This is a genomic window from Paenibacillus sp. Soil522, assembly GCF_001428245.1.
In the GTDB taxonomy this organism is placed as follows: domain Bacteria; phylum Bacillota; class Bacilli; order Paenibacillales; family Paenibacillaceae; genus Pristimantibacillus.
The window spans coordinates 59,171-82,727 of sequence record NZ_LMRV01000039.1 but is presented as its reverse complement, the minus strand read 5'-3'; the positions used below and the strand labels follow the sequence as shown (position 1 = coordinate 82,727).

At 45.5% G+C, this 23,557-nt stretch carries 12 protein-coding genes and 1 pseudogene; 8 read left to right on the top strand and 5 right to left on the bottom strand.

The genetic code is table 11. The annotated features are described in order from the left end of the window. Nucleotides 1–218: 218 nt before the first annotated feature. The 4 genes and pseudogenes from tnpA to ASG81_RS32730 all read left to right on the top strand — a co-directional run bounded on the left by tnpA (nt 219) and on the right by ASG81_RS32730 (nt 8,923). Nucleotides 219–563 (top strand): IS66 family insertion sequence element accessory protein TnpA, encoded by a 345-nt coding sequence (gene tnpA / locus ASG81_RS12345; RefSeq protein WP_056634133.1) that lies wholly within the window; start codon nt 219–221, stop codon nt 561–563. Then, nucleotides 557–910, top strand: a complete 354-nt coding sequence (gene tnpB / locus ASG81_RS12340; protein WP_056634130.1) for an IS66 family insertion sequence element accessory protein TnpB — start codon at nt 557–559, stop codon at nt 908–910. The genes tnpA and tnpB overlap by 7 nt, the downstream gene beginning before the upstream one ends. A gap of 70 nt (nt 911–980) precedes the next feature. Then, nucleotides 981–2,522, top strand: a pseudogene (tnpC, locus tag ASG81_RS12335) (IS66 family transposase); the annotation flags it as partial. A 260-nt stretch (nt 2,523–2,782) separates the two neighbouring features. Next, on the top strand, nt 2,783–8,923 hold the full coding sequence (locus tag ASG81_RS32730) for a family 43 glycosylhydrolase (RefSeq protein WP_162255025.1): 6,141 nt from the start codon (nt 2,783–2,785) through the stop codon (nt 8,921–8,923). Nucleotides 8,924–9,002: 79 nt separating this feature from the next. Here the strand turns inward: ASG81_RS32730 and ASG81_RS12325 are convergent, their stop codons facing one another. The 4 genes from ASG81_RS12325 to ASG81_RS12310 all read right to left on the bottom strand — a co-directional run bounded on the left by ASG81_RS12325 (nt 9,003) and on the right by ASG81_RS12310 (nt 15,038). Beyond that, nucleotides 9,003–10,022 carry a TIGR03943 family putative permease subunit gene (locus ASG81_RS12325; RefSeq protein ID WP_235548845.1) on the bottom strand — a complete coding sequence of 340 codons (1,020 nt, stop codon included), beginning with the start codon at nt 10,020–10,022 and terminating at the stop codon, nt 9,003–9,005. Nucleotides 10,023–10,184: 162 nt separating this feature from the next. Further along, nucleotides 10,185–11,909, bottom strand: coding sequence for a cellulase family glycosylhydrolase (locus tag ASG81_RS12320; protein ID WP_056634123.1), 1,725 nt, complete (start codon nt 11,907–11,909; stop codon nt 10,185–10,187). A gap of 64 nt (nt 11,910–11,973) precedes the next feature. Continuing rightward, nucleotides 11,974–13,674, bottom strand: coding sequence for a cellulase family glycosylhydrolase (locus ASG81_RS12315; RefSeq protein ID WP_056634120.1), 1,701 nt, complete (start codon nt 13,672–13,674; stop codon nt 11,974–11,976). A gap of 515 nt (nt 13,675–14,189) precedes the next feature. Then, on the bottom strand, nt 14,190–15,038 hold the full coding sequence (locus ASG81_RS12310) for a helix-turn-helix domain-containing protein (RefSeq protein WP_056634117.1): 849 nt from the start codon (nt 15,036–15,038) through the stop codon (nt 14,190–14,192). 140 nt (nt 15,039–15,178) lie between these two features. Between ASG81_RS12310 and ASG81_RS12305 the strand changes: the two genes are divergently transcribed. Continuing rightward, entirely contained in the window at nt 15,179–18,280 is a 3,102-nt protein-coding gene (locus ASG81_RS12305; RefSeq protein ID WP_056634114.1) for a glycoside hydrolase family 2 TIM barrel-domain containing protein, read from the top strand. Between the two features lie 152 nt (nt 18,281–18,432). Here ASG81_RS12305 and ASG81_RS12300 read toward each other — a convergent pair whose 3' ends face one another. Then, nucleotides 18,433–19,272, bottom strand: a complete 840-nt coding sequence (locus ASG81_RS12300; RefSeq protein WP_056634111.1) for a helix-turn-helix transcriptional regulator — start codon at nt 19,270–19,272, stop codon at nt 18,433–18,435. Between the two features lie 160 nt (nt 19,273–19,432). On the opposite strand from ASG81_RS12300, the gene ASG81_RS12295 reads away from it, so the two are divergent. From ASG81_RS12295 to ASG81_RS12285, 3 genes are all read left to right on the top strand, one after another. Continuing rightward, nucleotides 19,433–21,871, top strand: a complete 2,439-nt coding sequence (locus ASG81_RS12295) for a glycoside hydrolase family 2 protein (RefSeq protein WP_155971466.1) — start codon at nt 19,433–19,435, stop codon at nt 21,869–21,871. Between the two features lie 6 nt (nt 21,872–21,877). Beyond that, complete coding sequence (locus ASG81_RS12290) at nt 21,878–22,237, top strand: glycoside hydrolase N-terminal domain-containing protein (RefSeq protein WP_081417293.1); 360 nt, start codon at nt 21,878–21,880, stop codon at nt 22,235–22,237. A 337-nt stretch (nt 22,238–22,574) separates the two neighbouring features. Then, nucleotides 22,575–23,450 (top strand): helix-turn-helix domain-containing protein, encoded by an 876-nt coding sequence (locus ASG81_RS12285; protein WP_235548844.1) that lies wholly within the window; start codon nt 22,575–22,577, stop codon nt 23,448–23,450. The last annotated feature ends 107 nt before the right edge of the window (nt 23,451–23,557 follow it).

Here is a 23,557-nt window from a genome sequence, read left to right as displayed (position 1 = left end):
TAGCTGCTGTTTCGTCCAAAGTCCCATGTGTTCTCCCAACCTTTCGTCTATTCCTATTTTAATAGGTTTTGGAGTTTACACAAAGAATTTTACAGACTCGAATTCTGACTGCATGTGCGAGTACAGATGCTTCTACCGTAAGCGTCAAACTCTCCACACCTTCAACTACTAACCTAGCTATGAGATCATGAGATTAACCTGAATACGGAGGGTAACTCATGAATGCCAAAGAACAACGCAGACAAGATTGGCACACACGTATCGAAGCCTATCGGGCAAGTGGCCTCACGATGAAAGCTTGGTGCTACGCAAATCATTGTTCTGTCGAACAATTGAAATATTGGCTGTACAAAATAAAGCGCGTATCATCCTCAGCTACTCCAGATCCAAAGACTTCTCCCGTACAGTTTGTACCTCTTGCCACCACTGTAGATCCACCTGGCAGCGTTTCTCCTGCTCCTTCTCTAATCCTTCATATCGGTGAAGCTAGTATCGAGCTTCATTCCGGCTTTGACCCAATGCTTTTGCGCGAAGTGATTCACGCGCTTACTTCACCATGCTGACCTTTCCAAGCAATCAGCGTGTGTTTCTTGCTTGTGGTTCCACCGATCTGCGCAAGTCGATCGACGGACTTGCTGCCATCGTTCAGGAAAGCTTTGGTCTGAATCCGTTCTCCTCCTGCTTATTCGTATTCTGTAACCGGGCATGCAACAAGCTGAAAATTCTATATTGGGATCACAATGGGTTCTGGCTTTACTATCGCCGCCTAGAACGTGGCAGATTTCAATGGCCTACAGGCAAGGAAGAAGTAGTAGCCATTTCCAGCAGGGAGCTTCGCTGGCTGCTGGATGGTCTTTCACTTAGCCAGCGGCAAGCCCATCCCAAGGTTAATGCCGTTACCGTCATTTAGACACATCTTTGTAATCATTTCGTCATAGGCACTTACAGGGATTGGGTTTTTTCTATCTAATGAGTAAAGTATGGAAAAACATGCAGATACGCCAACCATCGAATCCCTACAACAACAAATCATCGAACTATCGGCCAAACTCAAATGGTACGAAGAGCAGTTCCGCTTAGCACAGAAGAAGCGTTTCGGTGCTTCCAGCGAGCAGACGCATCCGGATCAATTAGAACTCCCGTTGTTCAACGTAGCCGAAATGATTGCAGCACCTGCTGGTGAAGAGCCGCGGTCTGAACAAATTACCTACGAGCGGCGCAAATCATCCGGCAAGCGAACAGAGGATCTCTCCAAGCTTCCAGTAGAAACAATCACCTATTCACTGGAGGAAGGCGAGCAAGTATGTGCGTGCTGCGGTGGGTTCCTTCACGAGATGAGTACAGAGACGCGCAATGAAATTGCCGTTGTACCGCCACAAGTGAAGGTCATCCGCCACGTGCGAAATGTGTATGCCTGCCGTCATTGTGAACGTGAAGATATTGAAACCCCGATCGTCACAGCTGCGATGCCAAAACCTGTTTATCCGGGAAGTTTGGCATCACCGTCGAGCATGGCTTACGTTATGAGCCAGAAATACGTCGACAGCTTGCCGTTATACCGGCAAGAGCAGCATTTCTCGCGTCTTGGATATACGTTATCTCGTCAGACGATGGCCAATTGGATGATCTATGGTGCACAGAAATGGCTCATGCCATTGGTCTCCGTGATGAAAGCATATCTGCTAAGGCAGGATGTGCTTCATGCAGATGAGACGACGCTGCAGGTGCTGCGTGAGCCTGGGAAGTCTGCTCAATCGTCCTCGTATTTGTGGCTGTATCGCACCGGACGCGGTGTAGCGCCGGCGGTCATCTACGATTACCAGAAGACACGTGGCGGCGAGCATCCACAAATCTTCTTATCCGGGTTCAAAGGTTACCTGCATGTCGATGGTTATGCGGGCTATCATAAGGTTGCTGGTGTGACTCTTGTGGGGTGCTGGGCACATGCGCGGCGTAAATACGATGAAGCGTTGAAAGCAGCCCCGCCAGCGACGAGAGGTAACAAGGATTCGGTAGCTAGTCAAGGACTGGCTTACTGCAATGCTCTCTTCGCCATTGAGCGCGAGCTGAAGGATGCTTCGCCAGAAGAACGATATGCCGAGCGAAAGAAGCGAAGCCTTCCGATCCTGGAGGCTTATTCGGTATGGCTCAAGCAACAGCGCTCTCAAACACTGCCGAAGAGTCTGGTTGGAAAAGCGATTGCTTACAGCCTGAATCAGTGGGAGAAATTGACTGCCTTCCTGAAGGATGGTCGGCTCGAGATCGATAATAATCGCAGTGAGCGCTCGATCAAGCCATTCGTAATCGGGAGAAAGAACTGGTTATTTGCGAATACGCCTSRCGGCGCGAAGGCAAGTGCGGCGATCTACAGCGTCATCGAGACGGCGAAGGAAAACGGACTTCTTCCATTTCAATATTTAAAGTACCTGTTCGAGCAGCTTCCGCAGCTTCCGGATTCACAAAATCCAGAGGCGCTCGAGCCTTATTTGCCATGGTCATCTATGCTTCCGATTACTTGTCGCGTTATGGATAGGTATYGCAAAAAATATATGTCGAGCGAGTTCGATGCGCATCCGAATGGTAAAGCRGGRTCTGCTATTGCTTCTTGGCATGGTATTGAATGGGAGTTGCTTAAAAATACGCCGTTTTTTCATGTCTTTATCGTGCTATTCTATGGCCTGAATATGAAGGTWAATAGTCMAACGATGACTTATAATCAATCAGAAAGTATAAATGTATACGCTTTCATATAGATAGCTGTCACGGGAGGATAATGATGACCATGAACTCAAATATTGATACCACTCACGCTGTTACAATCAATTCCTTGCAGAGCCTTGTACCAGGTATATCTGTGTTTGCTACTGGTACAACTGTTCAGAATCCGGTCATATGGGCAGATGTACCGGACGTAGATATCATCAGGGTAGGTGATGCCTACTATATGACTAGTACAACAATGCATATGAATCCGGGAGTTCCGATTATGAAATCTACGGATCTCGTAAATTGGGAAATTGTTAATTATGCATATGATATACTTGCTGCTAATGACAAACAAGCTCTATTAAATGGAGAAAACGAATATGGGCAAGGCTCCTGGGCAAGCGCCATAAGATATAATAAAGGTAAATTTTATATTGTGGTTGGTTCATTAGCTACAAGAAAATCATATATTTTTCAAACTGAGAATATAGAAAAGGGCCCATGGACATGTACAACCCTTAATCAATATTATCATGACCCCTCATTGTTGTTTGATGATGACGGACGTGTGTATTTGATTTATGGGGGTGGAGATATTTGGGCAACTGAGCTTACTCCTGATGCTACAGCGATTAAATCAGGTGGGCTTGATAAAGCAATTATTCCTAATGCAAGTGCTGCTGCAACAGGCTGGACAGGAAGAGGACTAAATGCTGAAGGCTCACATATACAAAAAATTAACGGTAAGTATTACGTATTCACCATAGCATGGCCAGAGGGAAGCATGCGTACTCAATTAGTTCACCGTGCAGACAGTATAGATGGTACATATGAAGGGAAGACCGTTCTAAGAAACAATGGCATAGCACAGGGCGGAATTATTGATACGCCAGATGGAAAATGGTATGGTGTGTTGTTTAAAGATAATGGAGCTGTGGGACGTATACCCTACATTATTCCAGCTACATGGCAGGATGGATGGCCTGTATTCGGGGATACACAAGATACAGGCATTTCAACTGGCAATATGAAATTCAATATCGTAAAGTCCGATGAATTTTATCAACGTGCAGATAAAGTTGGAGCTTACCATACAGTAGTAAATAACCCACAGATTACAACAACATCAGGCACACTGCTTGATCCAAGCAAAGGTAAAAAACTTATAACAGATGGTGACTTTGAAAGTGGTACGGGCTCATGGACTAATTTTGGATCTGAAAGCTTGTCAACGGTCACTGAAAACAACGGACCAAAAGCACTGTTTGTAACCGGCAGAACTGCAACAGGCGATGGTCCAAAACAAGATGTAACAGGAAGTTTATTTGCAGGCAGAACATATAACTTTTCTGCAAAAATTAAATATGGCAGTGAAGGTGACGCAACTCCTGCAACCAAGGTCTTTAATTTTGATCTTGAAGCTAACAGCACCCAGGCGGCTCCCTGGGAGTCTATAATAGTAGGCTCTGGAACTATAAACAAAGGTGAATGGGGCACTATTTCCGGAACCATTACAATTCCAGCAGATAAAAGTATAAGCAATCCTTTCATTTTTATTGAGACACCATGGACAGCAACCCCGGATGCAAATAACGATTTGATGAATTTCTATGTAGATGATGTTTCACTTGTAGATACCAGTGATCCTACAAATACCAATATTATTGCAAACAGTGATTTTGAAAATGGCAATACGGATTCATGGATAAAACATGGAAGTGCACAGTTGTCAGCTGTTGGCGGAGACTCGACATATTTATCTGTTACAGACAGAAATACAACAGCTGGCCCAAGGCATTTTTTAAATGGAATACAAGCCGGTCATACGTATTACTTTTCTGCAAAAGTTAAATATGGCTCTGACGGTGATGCAACTCCTGCAACCAAGGACTTCCTTTTTAGTATTGAAGTCAACAGCAAACAAGAAAGACCTTGGGAATCTACACTAAACAAATCTACAACCATGACTAAGGGTGCTTGGGGTACAATTACCGGAACATTTAAAATTCCAGCAACTGCAAGTGTGGATACTCCATTTATTTTTATTGAGACACCATGGGTAGCAACCCCGGATAAAAATAACGATTTGATGGATTTTTGTGTAGATGACATTTCATTTGTAGATATTACACCAGACCCAAATATTATTGTAAACGGTGGATTTGAAAACGGACAAAATCCTTGGACAGCTCATGACAACAATGTAACCCTTTCAATAACCAATCAGATGTATAACAGTGGTACAAATAGTATATTAGCATCTGAGAGAAAAGCAACAGCTGGTTCTCCGCAACAAATTCTTACAGGTAAATTGACCGCCGGACATAAATATCATTTCTCTGCGAAGGTAAGATATGATGATCCATTAGCTCCAACTGAAAAGAAATTTAATATGGATTTCCAGGATGGAGACGACTGGACAACTATAAAGGTTATGGGATCAAATACCATAAAAAAAGGGGAATGGGGTACAATTGAAGGAAACTATACTATTCCATCAGATCAGACTCTAGTCGCCCCAAGTATCTTTTTTGAAACAGATTGGGTACCTAACCCAGATCCGCATAATGATTTAATGGATTTCTATATAGACGATGTTTCAATGATAGACGTCACTCCTGCGGATACAGAGCAAACACTGGAAAATGAGAGTAATGGTTCAAATCTTGATTTGGTCTGGCAGTGGAATCATAACCCTGACAATACCAAATGGTCTCTCACTGACCGTCCTGGATACTTAAGGATTACCACTGGAAGAAAAAGCAATGACATTCATAATGCCAAGAATACCCTTACCCAAAGAACCTTTGGACCGGAAAGCTCAGGAAGTATTGCGATAGATGTAAGTAATATGAAGGATGGGGATTACGCCGGGCTTGCAGCATTCCAATACTACTATGGATCTGTCGGCGTTAAAATGTCCGGAACTACAAAATCTATTGTTATGGTGCGTGGCAGCTCCAATGATGCTAATGTGAAAAGTACCCCTGTGGAAGTAGCAAGTATCCCTATTGAACAAAACAGAGTATATTTTAAAGTCGAATGTGACTTTAAAAATATGGCAGATAATGCATATTTTTATTACAGTCTTGACGGCAACACCTGGACATCTATAGGAGAACCACTTCATATGAATTATTACTCGCCTCATTTTATGGGATATCGTTTTGGACTATTTAATTATGCAACAAAAACAATAGGAGGCTATGTTGATTTTGATTATTTCAGAGTTAATAACAAGATGACGGGAACTACAGCTACGACAGCTCTAAATGCAAGCCTGGCAGATGTTCCTAACGTTACCGGTGCCCAAAATGTTGAGTTTACAGTCCCGGTAAAAATGGATGCGCTGCCTGCAGGAACATATTCCTCTATTGCAGTTTCCTTAAACATACCAAAGTATCTGACTGTAACAGGTGTAGATTTCAATTCTACTAATATTACTGGAACTACCTCATATACTTATTCAAATAATCAGCTGATGCTGAATGTATCAGGAAGCAATGTAAATTTTGCAAACAATAATTCAGACAATTTGTTTGCAACTATTAAGCTTAAGGTTGCCTTGTTTGTTCCAATTGATACAACTCAACAGATTACTATAGATTATATAAATGTCGAAGGTGGAGATGTTGTTTATAACGTTAACAATGCTGTAGCAAACATTGAATTAAAAGCACTTAATACAGGTGCCATTGAAAAAGTCCCCGGGTATGCCAATCCTCTTATTACCCATAAATATGGTGCAGACCCATATGCCATGGTTTATAACGGGAGAGTATATGTTTATATGACTAGTGATGTATATGAATATAATACTGATGGAACCATTAAACAAAATTCATATTCTAAAATAAATACAATAACCGTTATATCTTCAGCGGATATGGTCAACTGGACAGACCATGGTGAAATTCCGGTCGCAGGGCCAAATGGTGTTGCAAAGTGGGCAGGACTCTCCTGGGCGCCGGCGGCAGCACATAAAACAATAAATGGTAAAGAGAAATTCTTCCTTTATTTTTCAAATCCAGGAGATGGTATTGGCGTACTCACGGCAGATAGCCCTATAGGACCATGGTCAGATCCATTGGGACATACCATGGTTACCCAAGAAACCCCGGGAGTAGCCGGAGTTACATGGCTTTTTGATCCGGCAGTATTGGTGGATGATGATGGAACAGGATATCTATATTTTGGCGGAGGTATCCCAAATGAACAGGATCCAGCGTCAGTTGCAAATCCTAAAACAGCCAGAGTTTTGAAATTGGACGCTGACATGATTAGTATTGATGGAAGCGCAGTAACAATTGATGCTCCTTACATGTTTGAAGATTCCGGAATTCATAAGTATAACGGCAAATATTATTACTCGTATTGCATCAATTTCTCCGGTACACACCCGGCAGCTTATCCGATCGCTAACATTGGATACATGATGAGTGATAGTCCTATGGGACCATTTACTTATGCAGGACATTTCCTTAAAAATCCAGGTGATTTTTTTGGAATAGTTGGTAATAACCATCATTCCGTTTTCCAATTCAATAACCAGTGGTATGTCATATACCATTCCCAAAATTTAAACAAAGCAATTTTAGGTGTTGACAAAGGATACCGTTCGTCAAATATCAATAAGCTTGAGTACTATGATAATGGACAAATTAAAGAGGTTCAGGGAAATTTAGAAGGTGTAGTGCAGATTGCAAATGTTGATCCATATCAGAGGACTGAGGCTGAAACAATTGCATGGAATAAAGGTATCACAACTGAAGTATCTAGTGCAGCAGACGGACCGGTAAGCAATTTGAATGTTACTGGTATAGATAATGGAGACTGGCTTGCCGTATCAAACGCTGACTTCGGTGACAACGGTGCTAAATCATTTAAAGCAAATGTTGCATCAACTGTGGGAGGTAAAATAGAAATACATCTTGACAGTCCAGAAGGTCAACTTATCGGTACTCTTAATGTCAGTCCTACAGGTGGAGCACAAACATGGCAGACAGTTGAAACCGATGTAACCAATGTTAAAGGAGTTCACAGTATTTTCTTTAAGTTTGCTGGAGCCGGTACAAACTTATTTAATGTGGATTACTGGCAATTTATAAAGGCAACAGCGATTACTTCCGTCCAGTTGGTGATGGATCCTACGTCCCTGGCCAAGACAAAATCCGCTGCGCTGACCCTGACGGTCAAAGATCAATTGGGAACTGCCATGGAGTTGGGGGATGCGACAGTTGCTTACACCAGCGGCAATCCGGAAGTTGCCGCTGTTTATAACGGCATTGTAACGGGCATCGAGGCGGGCATAGCAAAAATTACGGCAGCGGTTACGACCACAGACGGTAGGGTTGTGGAGTCCAATCCCTTTACCGTTGAAGTTCTGCCCATCTTAGAGTCTGTAAGCGTCAGCACCTCCAAGAGCTTGTTGGGCACCGGCTTTACGGCTCAATTAACGGTAAAAGGCACCATGACCGGCGATGAACAGGCCGATCTGTCCAAGGCTAACATTGTATACTCAAGCAATGACGTGCAGATTGCTTTCGTTGATCCCGCAGGCATCGTTCATCCGGTTAGCGACGGCTCTGTGGCCATTAAGGCTGCCGTAACCTTAAACGGCATTACCAGGGAAGGCTCTATCGATCTCGCCGTGGATGCAACGAAGCCGGAATACGAGCTCACCGTTAACGGTACCGTTCTTAAGGACGGCGGTACTTTCGAAGATCATCTCGGCATCGACTTCCATGCTTGGGACAGCTTGTCTGGCCTGGCTTCTGCTAAGGTCACGGTGGACGGCAAGGAATATCCGGCCGCCCCGGCGGTAGGCTCCGGGGTTCAGATTCCTATGGCAGGCAATCTGGGCAGCCACAGCCTGACCGTTGTCATAGAGGATTTGGCAGGGAACAAAGTGGAGAATCACATCGCTTTCGAGGTGACAACCGGCATCGAATCCATGAAGCAGCTTATGGACCGTTACGTGAAGGAAGGGCTGCTGAAGGGCTCCCTGACCTCGCAATTGTCCAATAATCTGGATCAGGCACAGCATCAGCTGGATATCGGGAAGCCGGATCAGGCCGCCAAGCATATGGAGGATTTCGTGAAGCACTTGAACAACGAGGCCCTTGGTAATGATTCGGCTAATCAAGTGAAAACGGTTCTGAATGCAGATGCCCAGCAGTTGATTCAACAGTGGAATAGTGCTGACACTACGAAATGATAGTATGTATTTTGGTTGAAAATAAAAGCCCGCTATTTTAGCGGGCTTTTCCATTTTCGCCGAGCAATTTTTTTTATTTTCAGGAACTTTTTTCGAAATAGTCAAAGTCCGGATAAGTATAGGGAGAGTTAGGTGCTGGAATTTTCTCAATTTTGCTAGCATGGATTTTCATGATTTCATTTCCGTTATAGTTCGTCTTTTCAAGTATTCCGGTAATTTTTACCCAGGTATCTTTCTTAAGCTCTTTTCCTGCTGCAGATTCGACCATCAAACCGTAGGGGGCTGCATCAGCGGAACAGCACTGAACGGCAAATCGGGATACGACAAATTGGTCTTCCTTCATATCATTCTCCCTATAGACAAAGCCGCTGATATCCACCTTTTTCCCCATGAAATTCTCCATGTAAAAGTCCATGGACGAGATGATTTCCATGAATCCTTTTTCCCCGATAGAAATGAAATCTTTCTTATACAGTTTTTTACCCAGTTTCGCGAGATCCTCCGAGTATTCATCATGCGGAAACAACGTATCCAGCGGGTCTGAGACGGTTGAGGTTGGCAATTTGTTCGAATCAGCAGCTTTCAAAGAAGGCGCAGTTTGCTCAGTTGAAGCAATGACAGATGGAGCAGGTGTCGGAGAACCTGGTGTCACGGTATCAATCGATACAGAGACGGAATCCGTTTTATTGGATGCTGTCAGGGCAGTTGCCTTTTGATTGACGTTCCCCGTAAGGCTGACTCCCTTCTTGGCAGCCAAATTGCTGTTCATGGCCACATCGGGCAGAAGTAATCCCAGCAGCAGAGGAATCGCGAACAAAGAGTAAAACACACCGTTGGCCGCATGGGACGTCGATACGGGATTGCAATCCGTACATCCGCACTCGTTTTTTGCCCGACCCCACCAGCTTCTGAAGGCGGCATACAATTGAAGAACGGCTAAAAAATAAAAACCGATTGCGGCCGCTTTCACATAGACGTCATTCCGAGGTGCGATATATAGATTCAGGTGATCTTGCTTGACCAAATGCAATATGTAGTAGGCGAAGAAGGTTAACAAACCGGCTCTGATAAAATAAAACGCCAGCTTACGATGGTTCACCAAGTTCAATCCTCCCTCGAACCTTGAAACAAAATCGTTTGCGTCTTGGATTCATGATTGATTTCCCTTTCGTTATTGGATATTTATTGGCAAAAAGAAGGGAGTCCTGCCGTACGCACGGGCGCAAGGCAGGACTCCTTTTTTACCGAATCGAATCCGGCTCTATGATGCTGTGCCCGAGATGCTCGTGCCGTTCTTCGTAATCGTGTACTCGATGATGGCGCCGCTCCAGAAGTGGAACTTCAGAATCACCGTTCCGTCGTTCACTTCATTGAAGAAGCTCTGTGTCAGCGTGATTTCATTTGCAGCATAAGATGGTTTGAATGTCCGGGCGAACTCCTTGAACGAAGTCCAGTTATGCGGACCGGCGTTGCCGCCTTCAGCGTACACGGCCTCCATCGTAGCGAGACGGTCGCCGTTGAAGGCGGTCGGAATCGCAAAGTTTGCTGTGGTGCCTTCCGCGTTTTGCAGAACTGGCGTGTCATTGTACATGACATTGAAGGTCCAATCGGCGCCCTTGTTGAATTGGGCTCTTAATACGGCAACCTCGCCGAGTTCGGCCGATTCGGTCAAGTTGGCGAGAAAACTTGCTTTGAGGGTCAGGTCTTCACCGTTCAACGCATAGTCCGTGCCTTCCATCAATTCGTAGTCTCCAAGTTTAATGCTGGTCAGAACATTGCCGTTTAAGTTCAAGGGCATTACGGTATCCTGAGCCGGTACGTCTTTACTGACAAAGATTAGATCGGATTCGGCAGTGGCTGAGCGGCTCTTCAAGCTAGCCATGATCAGATCGTATAGCTCAAGATCGTTCCACTGAAGCGTTCTGCGGTCAAACCGCCCGCCGTTGTCCCACAGCATAAGAGTAAGTTTGTTCTCAATGGATTTGTAGGTGAAATACTCTAAAAACTTCAGCATCTCGCCATGCTCGGGCACACCTTCGCTTAACGGCGCTTTGAAAGGGGTAACATCCCAGCCGAGCAGTCCGAATTCGCCTATGACAACGGGAATTCCTTTCGATACGAACGTAGTATATACATTGTTAGCCATTGTATCGATATCGTTAATCGTTAATTCTTCAAGCTTCGGGAAGCCCGCAATGTTTACGCTGAACGGCCAGAAGCCGTAAAAATGAATGGTAGCGATCAAATTCTGATCGTTCAGATCGGCAATCGTGCTTGCAAGCGAATCTACATGCTCTTGCGAGTTATTCGTAAATAACGTCGGCAGCACAAGCGGACGAACGTCATTTTTGCCTCCCGACGCTCTTACAATATGGAAGAAGGATGTGTTGAGCTCATCAAGAAACGCGTGCTGCGTCGCCACATCAACGTTATCAAAAAACGGTTCGTTGATGCTCTCGAACATCAGTTTGTCGGAATGATTCTTGAAGCGGTCGGCGACTTGCGTCCATATCGCATTATATTTGGCCAATACTTCGTCGTGATTCTCAGGCGCCTTGTTGATCCACATCCAGTTGTCGTGATGAAGGTTGATCATGACATACAGGCCCTCTTGCAGCGACCAGTCGACGACTTCCTGTACCCGGTCCATCCAGGCCGGATTGATCGTATAATCCGGTGCGCCGCCCATCCGCCCGCTCCATGTAATCGGAATACGGATGCTTTTGAAGCCCTGCTTCCTAATTTCCTTAATGAATTCTTTGGTTACGAGCGGGTTGCCCCAAGACGTCTCGTCACCATTATTTGGTTCATTCGTATTAAATGAATCAAATGTATTGCCCAGGTTCCATCCAGGCTGCATCGCGCTGACATAAGACTGCATTTTGCTTTCTTTCGGGGAAGCAGCGGCCGAGCTGACGGGTGGAAACATCGCCATCAGCAGGACAACGACCAAAAGGACGGATAAATACGATTTTTTTGCTCTCATGGAAATTCTCCTTTGGTTTTATAATTTAGGGTTACTTCTGTACATTTGGTTGCTTGCCGCGAATTTACTGAGGCGTGCCTGTAATGCGGCCACCTTTAGTCGTAAGCTGATATTTGACTATGGCACCGCTCCAAAAGTGGAACGTCAGGTTGATCGTTCCGCCTGTTGTTTCGGCGAAAAATTTCGGCGTTATCATGATCGTGTTGTTCGCATAGTTTGGTAAGAACGCGTAGGCGTATTCCTTATACGAGGTCCAGTTATGCGGACCGGCGTTAGTGCCGTTCGTGTACACCGCTTCCATCGTGGCAAGCACATCTCCGTTGAAAGCTGTCGGAATCACCAAGCCGCCGCTGGAGTTGCCTGATGCTTTTGACAGTACCGGCGTATTGGAATAACGGACATGGATTTTCCAATCGGGACCCGAGTTGACACGGACCGACAATACTGTTTTCTCGCCGAACGAGCCTGAAGCGTAATTGGAGAGCGCGCTTGCTTTGATGGTCAATACATTGCCGTTCAATGTGTAGTCCGTGCCGGAGCTCAATGCGGCAGTTCCGTTCAACAGAGAAACGAAAGTATTGCCGTTCAAGTTCAGGTTGATCACGGCGTCTTGAACCGCAGTGCCGGCCTTGAGGAAGATCAGATCGGTATCCGTGGTGGATGAACGGCCTGTCAAGCTTTGTTTGAATATATTGAAAAGATCCGGATCACTCCACTGATATGTAGTACGGTTAAAGTACGAGCCGTTATCCCACCACATCGTCGTAATGTTCTTCGCTTGAGTACTGTAGAGAAGGTATTCGAAAAATTTGAGCATCTCTCCGCGCTCGACGGTTTCCCTGTTCTTATCGTGACCGAGTATTCCTAATTCGCCTATGACAACGGGAATACCCTTCGATACGAACGTATTATAGACATTGTTAACCATTGTATCGATATCGTTTTTCGCATCGGCATTAAACGTTGTGTAGCCTGCGATGTTTACAGCGAAATGCCACAAGCCGTAATAATGAACGGTGACAATCAAATTCGGATCGTTCAGCGCGGCAAGCGTGCTTGCAAGCGAATCCACACGCACTTGCTCGTGATTGCAGTATAACGTCGGCAGCACAAGCGGACGAACGGCATTTCCGCCTCCCGACGCTCTTACAAGATGCACGAAGGATGTATTGAGCTCATTAAGCAATGCGAGCTGCGTCGTTATATCAACGTTTGAAAATTCCGGTTCGTTGATGCTTTCGAACATCAGTTTGTCGGAATGATTCTTGAAGCGGTCGGCGATTTGCGTCCATACCGCGTTATATCGGGCCATTACGGCGTTATGATCCGTCGGCATCGAGCTAACCCACATCCAAGCGTCGTGGTGAACGTTGATCATGACATACAGTCCCGCCTGCAGCGACCAGTCGACAACCTGCTGAACCCGGTCCATGAATGCCGGATCGATCGCATAGTTCGGAGCGCCGCCAATCCGATAATTCCATGTTATCGGAATGCGGATGCTTTTGAAGCCTTGTGCCGCAATCTGCTGGATAAAGGCTTGGGTGACAACCGGGTTACCCCAAGACGTCTCGCCGCCTCCTGTCGGATCATCCGGATTAAATGCATCCAAAGTATTGCCCAGGTTCCAGCCGGGCTGCATCGCGCTCACATACGTCTGCATGGGAGTTGCGGCAGAGGTCGAGGCCGGGAACGAAAACGAAAACGCTGTAAATAACAAAGCAATAGTCAGCATCAACGACAGGAAAGCTTTTGTTTTACGCATGAATTTCCTCCTTTGATTTTAAAAAATACAATTCTTTTGAGGAACCGATTACGGCGATACTTGTGACAGCGCTCCGATGTTGCTTTTCATGCACCTCCTTAAATAGTGTAAGCGGTATCATTTTTATTTTAACTGTGTGACATTCCAGATAATACAACAAAAAATAAACCAAAAATCATATTAAAATTCATTGCTGCGGCTCAAATAATTCATTTCGCTTGAGAAATGGATATTTTTCAGGGCAAGGTATTTTTGGGGTTAGGGGCATATTACAAAATATCGAAAAATACAGGAGTAAAAATATGTATGATGACAAAACCCGCAATAATGTTTCAAGGCGAAGGGGTTACAGTGTTCGAGGCCTTCCGTAGAACAACAAAAGGAATGCCGCGAAACTCATACAAATATATTAGTCGGGGAGAAGACAGCGAGGAAAGGAATCGGTGAGCTGTTAGACGTCATACCCGGATTGTATGAGTTCCGCAATGATTTTTACCTGCTTATTGTAAGTCAATTCAATCGGTCTGATTGAGACGGTTACGGGTAAAACGTCCTGGTGGCACTCCTTCCGATTTCGTAAATTGTTTGGTAAAGGAATAAATATCTCCATATCCAAGACTAACGGCTACGTGTTTGATGGGGAGTCCGGAGAGAAGCATCATTTTTGCCTGTTTCATTAAATGATCAATATGGTACCGCTGAGGGGAAATTCCGGTCACGGCTTTAAATACCTTCCTGAAATTCTCATAGCCCATATTTATAGCTGCTGCAGCTTCCTTCATATCATAATGGATATCATTGGAGCTGCCGATTAATTGGCAAGCCTTCGATATTTTAGGATCATCGTGCTCTCTCTGTGTATAATGAACGCTGCCGTGCAATCGGATCATGAGCTCTTGCGCTCTTATCAGCAAATAGGGGAGCCTTTCGTCAGCAGCGTCTTTAAGGCTGTTTAGCAAGGCGGCAAAATCAAAAACAAAATCGCTTGTAAGCCGCGTTGCTTGCACCTCATTATCGGAATTTATTATTCCAAGCTTATGCAGATAATGATAGACAGGATAACCTACGCTAATATAAAACTCTATCCATTCCCCATCTGGCTCGATTTCAGTGGAGTGCAAACGTTCGGGCAAACGCTGAACAAGATCCCCTGCTTGCATCGGAATAACGGTACCGTCCTGTGAGATAAATCGTCCGCTGCCTTGCAGGATCAAAAAACAGCTGTAATATCCGATCTTAAAGTCATATTGGGAACGATCCGCCGTTCTTTTTCTCATAAAGCCGCACGATAAAATGCCTTGGTCGAAATCGTCGCCGATACACCGGTATATAACATCATTTTCCCTTATGTCGTCACAATTCATATAGTCGCTACACCTACCAAAATGGATAAATGAATTACCAAACGTAACATTTAAATATGAAGACTTATCCTTATATTATAAGGGTATTGATATTATGGTACAACCAATTAGAACAATTGATAGGGGATTAGTCGAAACATATGAAGCCGAACAGAGACTGGGAGAATCCGCATGTCACTCAAAAGAACCGTTACCCCATGCATGAGCCGTACGGCGTATACGAAACCGTAGAACAGGCGCTAAGCGGCGATCGCAGAACGTCAAAATACGTACAATGCTTAAACGGCTCGTGGAAATTCAAGTTGTCTTCGTCTCCGGATGCTGTAACCGGTGAATTCTATCATCCTGAATATGATGTATCCCGTTGGGATGATATCGCGGTTCCTTCCAACTGGGAGCTTTCCGGATATGGAAAGCCTGTGTACACCAATACATTGTATCCCTTTGCACGGAAGGGGGCGGACTCCCATCATGAAATTCAACTGAAGAAAGATGAATTTGTTTTGAATCCGCCTTATGTGCCAGAGGATAACCTCACCGGATGTTATGTCCTCACGTTCGAAATTCCCGAGCATTTTCACGACCGCGATCTATTTATCGATTTTGCCGGCGTGGAATCTTGTTTTTATTTGTGGTTAAACGGGAAGCTCGTCGGTTATTCGACGGACAGCAAGCTTAACGCTTCTTTCGATATTACGGATTTCATCCAAAGGGGACAGAACCATTTAGCCGTACAGGTAATGCGATTCGGAGCCGGTACTTATCTGGAGGATCAGGACTACTGGCATCTATCGGGGATATACAGAGATGTTCTGATTTATGCAAAACCGCGAATGCGCATTCATGATTATAAAATCGAAACGCTATTCTCAGGTCAATACGACAATGCCGAATTAGCCGTGACGATTTATCCGAATAATCAGGCAAGCTGTTACGGGGAAGCTCATGTGCGCCTGTCTCTTTATGATCACGATCAACAATTGGTTACGCAATTTGAAACGGATAAGTTTGCGGATTACAGATCCTACCTGCAAGAGATCTTTGTGGCGAAGGTTAAACAACCCATTAAGAATCCCAAATTGTGGAGCGACGAAATTCCTTACCTCTATCGATTGGTATTGGAAATGATCGGCCCTGACGGAAATGTCGTTGACATCGAGAGCGCAAATGTCGGCTTCCGCGAAGTTAGCATCGATAAAAACGGGATATTGAAAATGAACGGCAAACGGCTTATCATCCGTGGAACCAACCTTCATGCGTTTTGTCCCGAAACGGGGCGCGTGGTGTCGACGGAGTATATGCGCGAGCAAATCAAGATCATGAAGTCGCTAAATATCAATGCGGTAAGGACGAGTCACTATCCGCATGCGGTCGAATGGTACGACCTGTGTGATGAACTGGGCATTTATGTCGTCGATGAGGCCAATATTGAGACCCATGGCATCGGCGGCCAGTTGAGCGCATCTCCCGAATGGACGCATGCTTATATGGAACGTGCAGCGCGGATGGTACTTAGAGATAAGAATCATCCCTCAATCATTCTGTGGTCCCTGGGGAATGAATCCGGATACGGAGCGAACCATGCCGCCATGTACGGCTGGATTAAAGAATATGATAAAACAAGATATGTCCAGTATGAGTCCTTAAATCCTCCGGCCAATATTTCCGATATCCTGGCGCCCATGTATCCTCAGAAGGATTGGATCCTGGAATGCATGGCAAACTGCGAAGACTTGCGACCGTTTATCATGTGTGAATATGCGTACGCGAAAAGCAACAGCAACGGGAATTTCAAGGAATTTTGGGACCTCATTCATACATTCCCGCGGTTTCAGGGTGGTTTTATTTGGGATTTCCAGGATAAAGCGCTTGTTAGGTTTGATGAATTCGGGAACAAAAAATATGTATATGGCGGCGCGTTCCAAGAAGAGATTATTGATTCCGCGCCAGATATGTGCCTGAACGGCATCGTATTTCCGGATTTAACGCCGAAACCGGCTGCCAATGAAATCAAATATGTTCAGGCTCCCGTCCAGATCGATTACTTTGAACGGCCTTTTCATGCTCTGGGTAACAAAAGCTATCGAATTTATAATCATTATACGCATCGAGACTTAAGCCATTTGGACATCGGTTGGGAGCTTGTTTGCGACGGGAAGGTAGTCGAGAATGGTACATTGCCCATATTGAACACGCCGGCCGGATCTATGGACCGTGTTCAAGCACCATACGATTCATCCAGGGTATCTGGAGAAGCGTACCTGAATTTCTATGCTAATCTGAACGAGGACACCTATTATGCCGATAAGGGAACCTGTATTTATGCATGCCAGATCGAGTTGAATGATTCCGTTTATGAAATGCATACCGGAGATATTGAAAGCGGAAGCCTGGTCTATGAAGAAGCCGCAGATCGAATTCATATATATAATGAACATACGAACGTGGTCTTTTCGAAAGAAACGGCAGAGTTCATTTCCGTGAGATACAATAACCATGACTACTTTACGGGCGGAGCCAACAATTTCTATCGTCCGCCAACGGGAATAGACGTCGGCGTACAAGGCGAGACGCTGAACTATGCGGATGACTGGAGAAGCCTCGGCCTGGACTCCAATCGGAAAGAGATCAAGCGTATCCGGATATATGCGGCGCCTGCTTCCGTCATCATTCAGGTTCATGCTTTGTATCATGGGTGCATTGAAACGCGAACCGACTATGCGATTGGCGGTAAAGGCATTGAAATTGCCAACACTGTCGTGAATAATGCCCCTGTCGATACCCTTCCGAGAATCGGTCTAAGCTTTACCTTCTCTGATGCCTGGAAGAATATCAAATGGTATGGCCGCGGGCCATGGGAAAACTATGCGGACCGTAAAACGTCTGCCTTCGTCGGTATATATGAAAGCTCTGTTGAAGAACAAAATGTTCCCTACATCGTGCCGGTTGAATGCGGGGGCAAGGAAGATGTCCGTTATTTAGTTGTGTCCGTGGATGATCGCAAGGTAAAAGTTAACGCGGCGGGTTGCTTCCATTTTGATATTCATCAATACAGCATCGGACAGTATGACAATGCCGCCTATGAAGACGAGCTTGGCGCATCCGATTCCGTATTCCTTCATATCGATCATAAGCATGCAGGTCTTGGCGGAGACAACGGCTGGACCAAAAATATTCACGATGAATATAAAATCGGAAAGGGCATCTATGTATACAAGATCACTTTAGAGATTATGGATTGAACAGCAGAGCCCTGAAAGCAAAGAATAGAGTGAAATTCTTAAGACCGTTGACAAAGGCACAAGCCAAAGTCAGCGGTCTTTATTGCATTAGATTGTTTGCCATGCCGAAGCGGTGGTGAAAAAGCTTGGTAAATGGTTTTTTTATACGGCATTTATCCTTTCATATGATTGCTTCTGAATTCACCCGGCGTCATTCCCTCGGACTCCATAAATTTCTTGTTGAAATAGCTGAAGCCCGGATAGCCGGCTCGTTCAGCAACTTCTTTAATCGGGATGATCGGATGGCTAACCAATAAATGCTTGCTTAGCTGAATTCTGCATTTTGTAATATAGGAGACCGGCGTCATCCTCGTTACTTTCTTGAATAAGCTGCAAAAATAATTTGGAGAATAGCCGGCTGCAGCAGCCCAATCCTCGAGAATGAACGGGAGATGGGCTTTTCGCTGCATCTCGGGCAGCAAGGCCAGCATTTTCCGGGCATTGTCTACGCCGCGATAATGAGAGAATGGAGTGGCGCTGCTAAGAAATTCAATAAGCACGCTATAGGTGAGTGCGGATATGCGCGAAGGGCGTAAAAAATTGTTTTGTTCGATTTCATCGAGAAGGCTTATGAAATTACTCTCGAGCAGACTGCCGTCTTTGATGTTCCAAATGCCCGATTGATGATAGCCGTTTTCCGCGACAAACGCAGGCAGCGTGCTGCCGTACATTTGCAACCAATAAATATTCCAGGGCTCCTCTTCCGAATGGTAATACCGCATTCTGTCATTTGGAATATGCCAGAACACATCTCCTTCGCGAAGCTGGAACGTTTCCCCATCGAGCTCGATATAACCGCTTCCGCTTGCCACATAATGCAGGCTGTAGTCTCTGACGCCGTCGGGGCGATTTACGTTATGATCCGTTGGCTGCACGAAATTGCCAACAGAGTGAGGAAAGCAGAAGAAACGAAACTCAGAGAAGTTAGGTAAGTAGAATTCTCGTTCAGACAAGGAGACCAACTCCAATAAAGTTATTTAAACAAATCATAATATAGTTTTAACCATATTAAAATAGAGTTATATAAATTGGTTCATACTCTGATTATACTAGAGACATGAAATCATATATTTATTTTAATAATGGAAGGGATGAAATAAAGTGGAAACAGGCTTGACCAAAAGACATCAGGCATTGATCAACAACGATTGGACCTTCATGTACGGGGATATTGCCGAGGGCAAAGAAGTTTTATTCGATGATTCGAGCTGGTATGATATCGGAATTCCGCATTCGTTCGGCATTCCTTATTTCATGGAGAATGAATTTTATGTAGGCTACGGGTGCTATCGCAAGCATTTTGTCATTCAGCAGGAGTGGCTTGGCAAGAGCATATCGCTTGATTTTCAAGGGGCGTTCCAGGATGCCGACATCTATGTCAACGGCCAATGGGCCGGCAATCATAAAGGCGGATATACGGCATTCCATATCGACATAACCGAGCTCGTACATGAGGGAAATAATTTGCTCTTTGTACGGTTGAATAATCTGTGGAACCCGCGCCTTGCTCCGCGTGCGGGAGAGCATGTGTTTAACGGAGGCATCTACCGCGACGTAAGCCTCATCGTTACCGAGCGCGTGCACGTCGCTTGGTATGGCACTTTCGTTACGTCTTCCGATGTTTCCGCTGAAAGCGCCGCCTTGAAGGTCAAAACCGAAGTCGTGAACGAAGAAGTGAGAACGGCGGATTGCTTGCTTGTATCCGTCGTGGAATACCAGGGTACGGACATTTGTGAGATGAGAAGCCGGCATTCCATTGCACCGGGACAAAGCTTTGAATTTAGTCAGCAACAGCTGCTGGTTGAGCCAATGTTATGGCATCCGGATTCGCCTAACCTATATCAATTAAAAAGCTATGTGTATGTGGATGATGTGCTGAAAGACGAATATGAAACCAATTTCGGGGTGCGCTCTATTGCCTTTGATGCCAAGGAAGGTTTCTTCTTGAACGGGGAGCATTATGACATCATTGGCGCCAATGTGCATCAGGATCATGCCGGGTGGGGCGACGCTGTAACAAGAGCCGGAATGGCACGTGATGTTAAGCTGATCAAGGACTGCGGCATGAATTTTATTAGAGGCTCACACTACCCGCATCATACACACTTCTCCGCAGAATGCGACAAGCAAGGACTATTGTTCTGGTCGGAGCTCTGCTTCTGGGGAATCGGGGGCGCTAATACGGAAGGCTATTGGGCAAGCAGCGCGTATCCGATTCATGATGAAGATAAAGAAGAGTTCGAAGCCAGCTGCATGAGGGCGCTGCAAGAGATGATCCGAACGAATCGCAATCATCCCAGCATCATTACATGGAGCATGAGCAATGAACCGTTTTTCAGCGATGCCGAGGTTATGGATGATGCGCGCGCGTTTATCGTTCGGCTCGTAGAAGAGTCGCATCGCCTTGATGCGTCGCGCCCTGCCTCTGTTGGCGGCGCACAGCGGCAAGGGTTCGATGTGCTCGGAGACATCGCAGGCTATAACGGAGACGGCGCCTCATTATATATTGATCCAGGCGTCCCCAGCTTTGTGTCGGAGTACGGCAGCGTTATAGCGGTAAGGCCGGGAGAATATGCGCCAGGCTATACGGATGGAGTGGAGAGAAACCCGCGCTGGAGATCCGGCAAGGCGTTATGGTGCGGCTTCCATCATGGCAGTATTGCATCGAATATGGGTTATATGGGGATGATCGATTATTATCGTTTGCCATTAAATGCTTGGTATTGGTATCGCAACGAGCTGCTTGACATTGCGCCGCCGCAGCCGGCCTCTGAAGGAACGGCTTACACGCTTAGACTGACGGCTGATAGGCATGTGATAGCCACCGACGGTACAGACGATACACATATTATCGTTGAAGTCATTGACCGAGAGGGCAAGCGAATCAGCAATCCGCTGCAAGTCGAGCTTGAGATTACCCACGGGGGCGGGTTATTCCCTACCGGGAAGTCGATACGGTTTTCGCCGGAGAACAACAGCTACCTTGACGGTATGGGAGCCATTGAAATGAGGTCCTATTACGCGGGGACGATCAAGGTTGAGGCAAGGGCAGAAGGGGTACGGCCTGCGGAAATCAGCATCGAGGCCGTTGGCGGAACATTATGGAGCGGACAGTCCCTTCGCCTTCAGCCGTCTCCGCCTTCTGTCATGAAGGCGCCGGCGCACGGATCAAGCTACAATATTGCAAGAAGCAGACCCGTATTTTGCAGCAGCTACGAAGCGGGGCATCCTGCAATGAACGTAACCGACGATCTGGCGGATACGTATTGGAAGCCTTCCAATGAAGCGGAAGGGCAGTGGATTATGGTCGATCTGGAAGGATGCAAGAAGGCTGAACATGCTGTAATTACGTTTATAGGAACTATTGCTCTGTCTCTTCAAGAAGTATTTTACTCGTTGGATGGCAAAGCTTTCTTCCTGCTGGAAGCCAGCAAGCATGAGGAAACAAACAAAATCATCATCGCAGAGCTGCCGAGCGAAGGCCTGCGTTACTTGAAGGTGGTATTCAAGGAAGCATATGCGGCGATTAAACAAATTGAAATGTATACCTAACCCTTAATCCTACCTTCCTTTCGGCGAGCTGCATCTAACGATGGAGCATGGAAACATCTTCCACTCTTACAGCCGGGAGCTGAACTTGAAGAAGGGATAGCAGCGGTGCGGTACAACGTGGGCAGCATACAGTATACCCGCGAGTATTTAACCTCATTCCCGGATCAAATTATGGCCGTTCGTTTAACCGCAAGCGAGCCCGGAGCATTGAGTATGCATGTAGGACTTGTCAGCCCTCTGCGCTATGATATGGCATACGAGCAAGACGTCTTTATTATAAAAGGATTTGCGCCCGAGCATGTATCGCCAAGCTACTTCAATACGAGTAATCCGGGGCAAAAAAATTGGATTCAGAACGATATCTGAACATTAATCAAAAAGGCGCTTGAAGTAACAAAGAAGTAAGAGTATGAAAAGTACCGTTAGCGAATCGGCACGAGGTCGAGTCATCGATCTGTGCCGGTTTTTTCACAAGTTTATTTCGCAGTATTATCCAGCATAATTCGAAATTCATGTTGACTTGTTTAGTTTCCTGAAGTGATATTTCAGAAACATCTGCAAGATTTGGATTAAGAACAATTGATATTCCAATAACACTTCATTATTTCAATATGATGCAGAATATTGATATTAGAATTCGTTTTTATTTGATGTACAAGCGATTGTGAATATGACTAATATTAGATCAAAAGGGGGGGAGATCTTGAAGAACGTCGACGTCTATTTGGAATGGTTCGTGAAGGATGAGCAGTTTCCGTTCTTTATTCAATATGGCGGACACGACGAGGACATGGACCTGCATAAGCATATCGACTTCTCCGAGCTCGTGATTGTGTTGAATGGGAACGCAACGCATATTGTCCATAACGAAACCTCTTTTATAAAGAAAGGAAATGTGTTTGCCATCAATGGCGAAACCCTCCATGCTTACAAAGATCCTTATGATTTTAAAATTTGCAATATTATGTATCGGCCTGAAATGCTGCGGGCAGTCTGTTCGCATCTAAGGACTTCCAACGGTTTTCAGGCGCTTTTCGTTTTGGAGCCCTTTTACCGCAATATTCATTCGTATCAAAGCAAGCTCAGTTTGTCGATTCCCAGCCTGGATTATGTCTCTAATCTCATCTCTGTCATGATCGACGAATATAACAACAAGCTTCAGGGATATCAGACGATGCTGATTTCACGGTTTATGGAGCTAGTCGTCTATTTGTCAAGACAGTATGACAATCAGGAGAAGGATATACCCGGTAATTTGATTCATTTGGCGAATGCGATCTCCTATATTGAAGATCATTATCTCGAGCCGCTAACGCTGGAGGAAATCGCGGTCAAATCTGAAATGTCGGTCAGGCATTTGAACCGGAGCTTCCAATCTTATTATCAAACGACCCCTATTTCCTATCTACAACGGCTTCGCTTGGAGCGCGCATGCACTTTGCTGAAGCATACCAATCTCACCATTATGGAGATTTCCCACGATTGCGGGTTTAACGATAGCAATTATTTCACTCGTATGTTTACCAAAAATTACAATCTCTCCCCAAAGGCCTACAGACTGAAATCGGTAAGCTTGTGAGCGCGTGTGCCTTTGCTGGCCATGATCAATAATCCGGATTTCTCGCCGCCTGTACCGGTGGAATCAGTAAATTTGGTCGTGCGCAAATCGATTGTGCCGGCACGTTG